The organism is Asanoa sp. NPDC050611, from assembly GCF_040654855.1.
Classification (GTDB): Bacteria; Actinomycetota; Actinomycetes; order Mycobacteriales; family Micromonosporaceae; genus Asanoa.
Map to the genome: position 1 here is coordinate 1 of NZ_JBFAIU010000387.1, position 6,433 is coordinate 6,433.

Consider the following 6,433-nt stretch of genomic DNA (forward strand, 5'->3'; position numbering starts at 1 on the left):
GGCAGCACCGGGCGGCGCGGCTGGTGGCCGCTGGTCGACGAGCTCGCGGCCGGGCACACCGTGGTCCTGGTGGACCTGCCCGGGTCCGGCACGAGCGCGCTGCCGGCCGGGCCGCTCGACGTGGACACGATCGCGGACCAGGTCGCCGACACCGCGCGGGACGCCGGGCTGGCGACGTTCGCGGTCGTCGGCTCGTCGCTGGGCGCCTCGATCGCGGCCCGGGTGGCGGGCCGCCACCCCGAGCGGGTCGCCCGCCTGGCCACGGTCGTGGGGTTCGCCAAGGCCCGACCGCTGCTGCGGCTCAACCGGGAGCTGTGGGCCGGCCTGTTCGAACGGTCCGACCCCGACCTCGGCAAGCTGCTCGTCTCGCTGTCGTTCGCCGACCGGCACCTGGCCGGCCTGCCCGAGGAGCAGCTCGCGCGGCTGATGGCGGCGCTGACGACGGACCCGGCGCCGGGCACGGTCGCCCAGATCGAGTTGGGCCTGCGGCTGGACGTCCGCGCGGACCTCGGCGCGCTGGACGTGCCGACGCTGGTCGTGTCGGCGACCGACGACCGGTTCGTGGACCCGGTCCATTCCGGCGAGCTGGCCGACGCGATCCCGGGCGCCCGCCTCGTCGAGGTCCCTGGCGGCCATGCCTCCCGACTCGTGGACCCGCAACCGACCCTGTCAGCGTTGCTCGACTTCCTCCGGCACTAGTTGGTGCAGGCGGCCTCGATCTTGCGGGAGATGCGCCGCAGGGTGACCGTGGCCTCGCCGTCCGAGGTGAGGTCGGCGGGGTCGTTGAGCCGGTCGACCGTCCGGGCGCCGTCTTCCAGCACGGCCTTGACCTGCGGGATCACGTCCTGGGTGGCGAGCGCGGACAGCGTCTTCGACCAGTTGTCGAGCACGGTCCGCAGCGCCTTCTCACGCTGGGCGGAGCGGGCCTCGATGGTCGCCCGGTCGAGATCAGCCTGCGCGAGCAGCCACAGCTCGTCGAGCGTCCCCGAGAAGGCCGTCGCGCCGGCCTTGCTGACCTTCACGGCCTCGGCGCAGACGGCCAGGGTGGCGGTGTGCGCGGACCCGTCCACGGCCGCGCCGGGCGACGACGACGGCGGCGGCGCCGCGCGGTCGGGCGGCGGTGAGCTGTCCGAGCCGCAGGCGCCCGCCGCGACCGCGACCACCCCGAGCACGATGGTGACCAACACGCGTCGCATGAACCTCCCCGTTCCACGCCGGTCAATCCGAGGATGCTAGCTCCGCCGGCACGAACCCTGGTCGCGGGTGCGGTCCTGGAGGCGGGCGAGGGTCTGTGCCGCGGTCTCGAACGTGACGTCCGCCACGCGCGGCAGGTCGCGGATCATCTTCTCGACCGCCTCGCGCTGTCGCACAACCCAACCGCGTCTCGGCAGCCCCGGTGGTCCCACCGGTACGCCCGTTTCGCGGGTTCGCGTCCTAGCTGGTAGCCTTGTTGCCGTCGACCATGCCGTCCGTGTGCGTGAGCACCACGGGTGGCGGTGAAGCGGAGCGCCTGCTCCCACCCGAGCCTCGTGCAACATCAGAGAGCCGGGTCCGGTCGCCGGAAGGCGAGCCTACGGGCTCCCGTCCGGAGAGTGCACGCGTCCGCGCGTGCCGACCGGTCGAGCGGGCCCTGGCATGCGCCAGGGCCTTCTGCTTCTCCTCGGTTGGCACCACCCGGCTGCGACCGCAGCCAGACAGGCAACAGAGGAGGCCTCATCAGCGTCGAACCACGCGTCAACGAACAGATCCGGGCACGAGAGGTCCGACTGGTCGGTCCTGAAGGCGAGCAGGTGGGCATCGTCCCGCTCGAGCGCGCGCTTCAGCTGGCGGCGGATGTAGACCTGGACCTGGTCGAGGTAGCGCCGATGGCGCGCCCGCCGGTGTGCAAGCTCATGGACTTCGGCAAGTTCAAGTACGAGAGCGCACTGAAGGCTCGCGAAGCACGGCGTAACCAGCAACAGACCGTCATCAAGGAAATGAAGCTCCGTCCGAAGATCGACCCGCACGACTACGAGACCAAGAAGGGTCACGTGGTCCGGTTCCTCAAGGCCGGGGACAAGGTCAAAGTCACGATCATGTTCCGTGGTCGCGAGCAGAGCCGTCCGGAGCTGGGCTACCGCCTGCTGCGCCGGCTCGAGTCGGAGATCTCGGAGCTTGGATATGTCGAAGCCGCTCCTAAGCAGGACGGCCGCAACATGATCATGGTGTTGGCTCCGCACCGGGCAACCAAGGCCGCAGCCGTGGCTGCGAACACCAAGGGCGCACCACGCGAGCAACGTACCGACGACGCCGCCGAGGCGTCACCGGCCGCAGCGGCCGGGCCCGCCGGAAATCCCGGCGAGTGACAGGGGAGAAGACGGAACAAGATGCCGAAGATGAAGAGCCACACCGGCACGGGCAAGCGCGTCCGCGTCACCGGCGGCGGCAAGATCGTGCACGAGCCCGCCGGCAAGCGCCACAAGCTCGAGGGCAAGTCCTCGACCCGTACCCGTCGGCTGTCCGGCACCGAAGAGATTTCGAAGGCCGACACCAAGCGCATCAAGAAGCTGCTCGGCCGCTGACGCGCGCCACCGACCGAAGGAGAACACTCGATGGCACGCGTCAAGCGGGCAGCTAACGCCCAGAAGAAGCGCCGCACATTGCTCGAGACCGCGAGCGGCTACCGCGGTCAGCGCTCCCGCCTTTACCGCAAGGCCAAGGAGCAGGTGCTGCACTCGATGCAGTACGCCTACCGCGACCGGCGTGACCGCAAGGGTGACTTCCGCCAGCTGTGGATCACCCGGATCAACGCGGCCGCCCGCGCCAACGGCATGACCTACAACCGGCTGATCCAGGGCCTGAAGCTGTCCGGGATCGAGGTCGACCGCAAGATCCTGGCCGACCTGGCCGTGCACGACGAGGCCGCCTTCGCGGCGATCGTCGAGGTCGCCAAGGCCGCCGTCGCGGCCGAGGGCACGGGTGCGCAGAAGGCCGCCTGAGCGGTTGACCCAGCACCACCAGCGACCCGGGGTTGATCCGTTTACCGAACGGACACCCCGGGTCATTGTTGCCCGGCGCCTGCAGCGCCGGCGCGATCGGGACGAGACCGGGCTGTTCCTGGCCGAGGGTCCGCAGGCGGTCCGCGAGGCGCTCGCGGCGCACGTGGTCAAGGAGCTGTTCGCGACCGCGGACGCCGCAGACAAGCATCCGGATCTCACCCGGGACGCCACCCTCGTGACCGACGGCGCGATCGCCGCGCTGGCCGAGACCGTCGCGCCGCAGGGGTTGGTCGCGGTCTGCCACCAGCAAGGGGTACGGCTGCCCGACGCGCTGGCGAAACAGCCGAGGCTCGTCGCCGTGCTCGCCGAGATCCGTGACCCCGGCAACGCCGGCACGATCCTGCGCACCGCCGACGCGGCCGGCGCACAGGCGGTGGTCTTCGCCGGTGACGCCGTCGACCCGTACAACGGGAAATGCGTCCGGGCCAGCGCGGGCAGCGTCTTTCACACGGACCTGGTCCGCGACGCGGACGCCGCGGGGGCGATCCAGGCGATGCGGGACAAGGGCCTGACGGTGCTCGCCGCCACCGGCTACGGCGACACGGACCTCGACGACCTCGCCGACACCGGCGGCCTCGCCCGACCCACCGCCTGGCTGTTCGGCTCCGAGGCGCACGGGCTCCCGGACGAGCTGCTGGCCGCCGCGGACCGGCGGGTGCGGGTGCCGCTGCACGGCCGCGCGGAGAGCCTCAACCTGGCCGCGGCGGCCGCCGTCTGCCTCTACGCGAGCGCCCGAGCCCTGCGCCGCACCGCGCCGGCCCGACCGTAGACTTGCGAGGTTGCCCCGCCGAGGGAGAGTCATGTCCTACCGCAACGACCCGTACGACCCGAAGCAGGTCGCCTACCTCGACCCCGCCGCGCTCGACGCCGCGGTCGCCGAGGCCGACAAGGCGTTCGCCGGCGCGGCCGACCCGGACGCGCTGACCCAGCTGCGGCACCTGCACCTCGGTGACAAGGCGCCCGTGTCACTCGCCCGGCGGGAGATCGGCGCGCTGCCGCCGGCCGCCAAGTCCGACGCCGGCAAGCGGGTCAACGAGGCCCGGCGCCAGATCCAGGACCTGTTCGACGCCCGGTCCGCGGCGCTCGCTGCCGAGCAGGAGCAGCGGGTCCTCGCCGAGGAGCGGGTCGACGTCACGCTGCCCTGGAACCGGCAGCCTCGCGGCGCCCGGCACCCGCTGAGCACGCTGATGGAGCGCATCGGCGACCTGTTCGTGGGCATGGGCTACGAGATCGCCGAAGGTCCCGAGGCCGAGCTGGAGTGGACCAACTTCGACGCGCTCAACATCCCGCCGGACCACCCGGCGCGCGGCCTGATGGACACGTTCCACATCGCTCCCGAGGGCAGCGGCCTGGTGCTGCGCACCCACACCAGCCCCGTGCAGGCCCGGGCGATGCTGACCCGCACGCCGCCGATCTACGTGATCGCGCCCGGCCGGGTCTACCGCACCGACGAGCTCGACGCGACCCACACCCCGGTCTTCCACCAGGTGGAGGGTCTGGTCGTCGACCGCGGCATCACGATGGCCCACCTGCGCGGCACGCTCGACCACTTCGCGCGGGCGATGTTCGGTCCGGACGCGCGCACCCGCTTCCGGCCGCACTACTTCCCGTTCACCGAGCCGTCGGCGGAGTTCGACATCTGGTTCCCGCAGCACCGCGACGGTCCACAGTGGGTCGAGTGGGGCGGCTGCGGCATGGTCAACCCGCGGGTGCTGCGCGCCTGCGGGATCGACCCCGAGGAGTTCAGCGGCTTCGCGTTCGGGATGGGCATCGAGCGGTCGCTGATGTTCCGCCACGGGATCAGCGACATGCGCGACATGGTCGAGGGTGACGTGCGCTTCACGCGCGCTTTCGGGATGGAGCTGTAGATGCGGGTCGGACTGTCCTGGCTGCGCGAGCACGTCGACCTGCCGGCCGACCTGTCCGCCGAAGCCCTCGAAGCGGCGCTGGTCGGCCTCGGCATCGAGGTCGACTCCATTGTCGACCTGCGAAAGACCGTCCAGGGCCCGCTCGTCGTCGGGCGCGTGCTGACCGTCGAGGAGCTGACCGGCTTCAAGAAGCCGATCCGGTTCTGCACGGTCGACGTCGGCGGCGCCAACGGCACCGGCGAGCCGCAGGAGATCGTCTGTGGCGCCAGCAACTTCGCGCCCGGCGACCTGGTCGTGGTGATCCTGCCCGGTGGCGTGCTGCCCGGCGGGTTCGAGATCGGCGCCCGCAAGACCTACGGCCACATGTCGGCCGGCATGATCACCTCGGCCCGCGAGCTGGGGCTCGGCGACGACCACGACGGCATCGTCGTCCTGCCGCCGGACACCACCGCGGCGCCCGGCACCGACGCGCGGCCCGTGGTCGGGCTCGACGACGTCGTGGTCGAGGTCGAGATCACCCCCGACCGGGGGTACGCGATGTCGGTCCGCGGCGTCGCCCGCGAGCTGGGGCTGGCACTCGGCGTGCCGTTCCACGACCCGGCCCTGGTCGGCGCGCCCGGCGCCACGAACGAGCCGGCGTACCCGGTCGACGTGCGCGACCCGATCGGCTGCGACCGGTTCGCCGCCCGGGCGGTGCGCGGCGTCGACCCGGCCGCGACGACGCCCGCGTTCATCGTCCGCCGCCTCACCCAGGCCGGCATCCGCACGATCTCGCTGCCGGTCGACATCACCAACTACCTGATGCTCGAGTTCGGCCAGCCGATGCACGCGTTCGACCTCGGCCGCCTGCGCGGCCCGCTGGTGGTCCGGCGAGCCACGGCGGGGGAGAAGCTGACCACCCTCGACGGGGTTTCCCGCACGCTCGACACCGAGGACATGGTCATCTGCGACGACACCGGGCCGATCTCGCTGGCCGCGGTGATGGGCGGCGAGACCAGCGAGGTGCACTCGGGCACGGTCGACGTGCTCTTCGAGGCGGCGCACTGGGACCCGGTGATGGTCGGCCGCACCGCCCGCCGGCACAAGCTGTTCAGCGAGGCGGCGAAGCGCTGGGAGCGCGGTGTCGACCCGGCGCTGCCGCTGGTCGCGCTGGCGCGGGCCGTCGAGCTGTTGACGACGCACGGCGGTGGCACCGCCGGCGACGAGATCCTCGACTTCGACGCCGTGGTCGCGCGCACGCCCGTGGACATGGCCGTCGACCTGCCGAGCAGGCGGGTCGGCGTGGCCTACGAGCCGGCCCGGGTGGTCGGCCTGCTCGAAGCGGTGGGCTGCACGGTCACCGTCGACGGCCAGCGGATCAGCGCGGTCCCGCCGACCTGGCGGCCCGACCTGACCGACCCGGCCGACCTGGTCGAAGAGGTGGTCCGGCTCGACGGCTACGACAAGGTGCCGGGGCGGCTGCCGCTGGCGCCGGCCGGCCGCGGGCTGACCGACGCGCAGCGCCGCCGCCGCTCGGTGGCCCGGGCG

The 6,433-nt window shown here is 72.3% G+C and carries 9 protein-coding genes; 7 read left to right on the forward strand and 2 right to left on the reverse strand.

The features are described 5' to 3' along the window. The coding region (locus AB0H87_RS35870) for an alpha/beta hydrolase (protein WP_360156233.1) at positions 1-699 on the forward strand (699 nt) is incomplete at its 5' end. Here AB0H87_RS35870 and AB0H87_RS35875 read toward each other — a convergent pair. After that, positions 696-1,196, reverse strand: coding sequence for a hypothetical protein (locus AB0H87_RS35875; protein ID WP_360156236.1), 501 nt, complete (start codon positions 1,194-1,196; stop codon positions 696-698). The genes AB0H87_RS35870 and AB0H87_RS35875 overlap by 4 nt on opposite strands. Before the next feature lie 36 nt (positions 1,197-1,232). Continuing rightward, positions 1,233-1,370, reverse strand: coding sequence for a permease-like cell division protein FtsX (locus tag AB0H87_RS35880; protein ID WP_360156239.1), 138 nt, complete (start codon positions 1,368-1,370; stop codon positions 1,233-1,235). Between the two features lie 345 nt (positions 1,371-1,715). Between AB0H87_RS35880 and infC the strand changes: the two genes are divergently transcribed. The 6 genes from infC to AB0H87_RS35910 all read left to right on the forward strand — a co-directional run. After that, the gene (gene infC, locus AB0H87_RS35885) at positions 1,716-2,345 is read left to right on the forward strand and encodes a translation initiation factor IF-3 (RefSeq protein WP_360156255.1); all 630 of its coding nucleotides are present in this window, start codon (positions 1,716-1,718) and stop codon (positions 2,343-2,345) included. Between the two features lie 21 nt (positions 2,346-2,366). After that, entirely contained in the window at positions 2,367-2,561 is a 195-nt protein-coding gene (gene rpmI, locus AB0H87_RS35890; RefSeq protein ID WP_089255971.1) for a 50S ribosomal protein L35, read from the forward strand. Between the two features lie 30 nt (positions 2,562-2,591). Then, positions 2,592-2,978, forward strand: a complete 387-nt coding sequence (rplT, locus tag AB0H87_RS35895; protein ID WP_360156243.1) for a 50S ribosomal protein L20 — start codon at positions 2,592-2,594, stop codon at positions 2,976-2,978. A 4-nt stretch (positions 2,979-2,982) separates the two neighbouring features. Continuing rightward, on the forward strand, positions 2,983-3,807 hold the full coding sequence (locus AB0H87_RS35900) for an RNA methyltransferase (RefSeq protein WP_360156246.1): 825 nt from the start codon (positions 2,983-2,985) through the stop codon (positions 3,805-3,807). A gap of 31 nt (positions 3,808-3,838) precedes the next feature. Further along, positions 3,839-4,906 (forward strand): phenylalanine--tRNA ligase subunit alpha, encoded by a 1,068-nt coding sequence (gene pheS, locus AB0H87_RS35905; RefSeq protein WP_360156249.1) that lies wholly within the window; start codon positions 3,839-3,841, stop codon positions 4,904-4,906. Next, positions 4,907-6,433 (forward strand): phenylalanine--tRNA ligase subunit beta (locus AB0H87_RS35910; protein WP_360156252.1); only part of this gene is annotated, 1,527 nt, incomplete at its 3' end. It abuts the gene before it with no gap.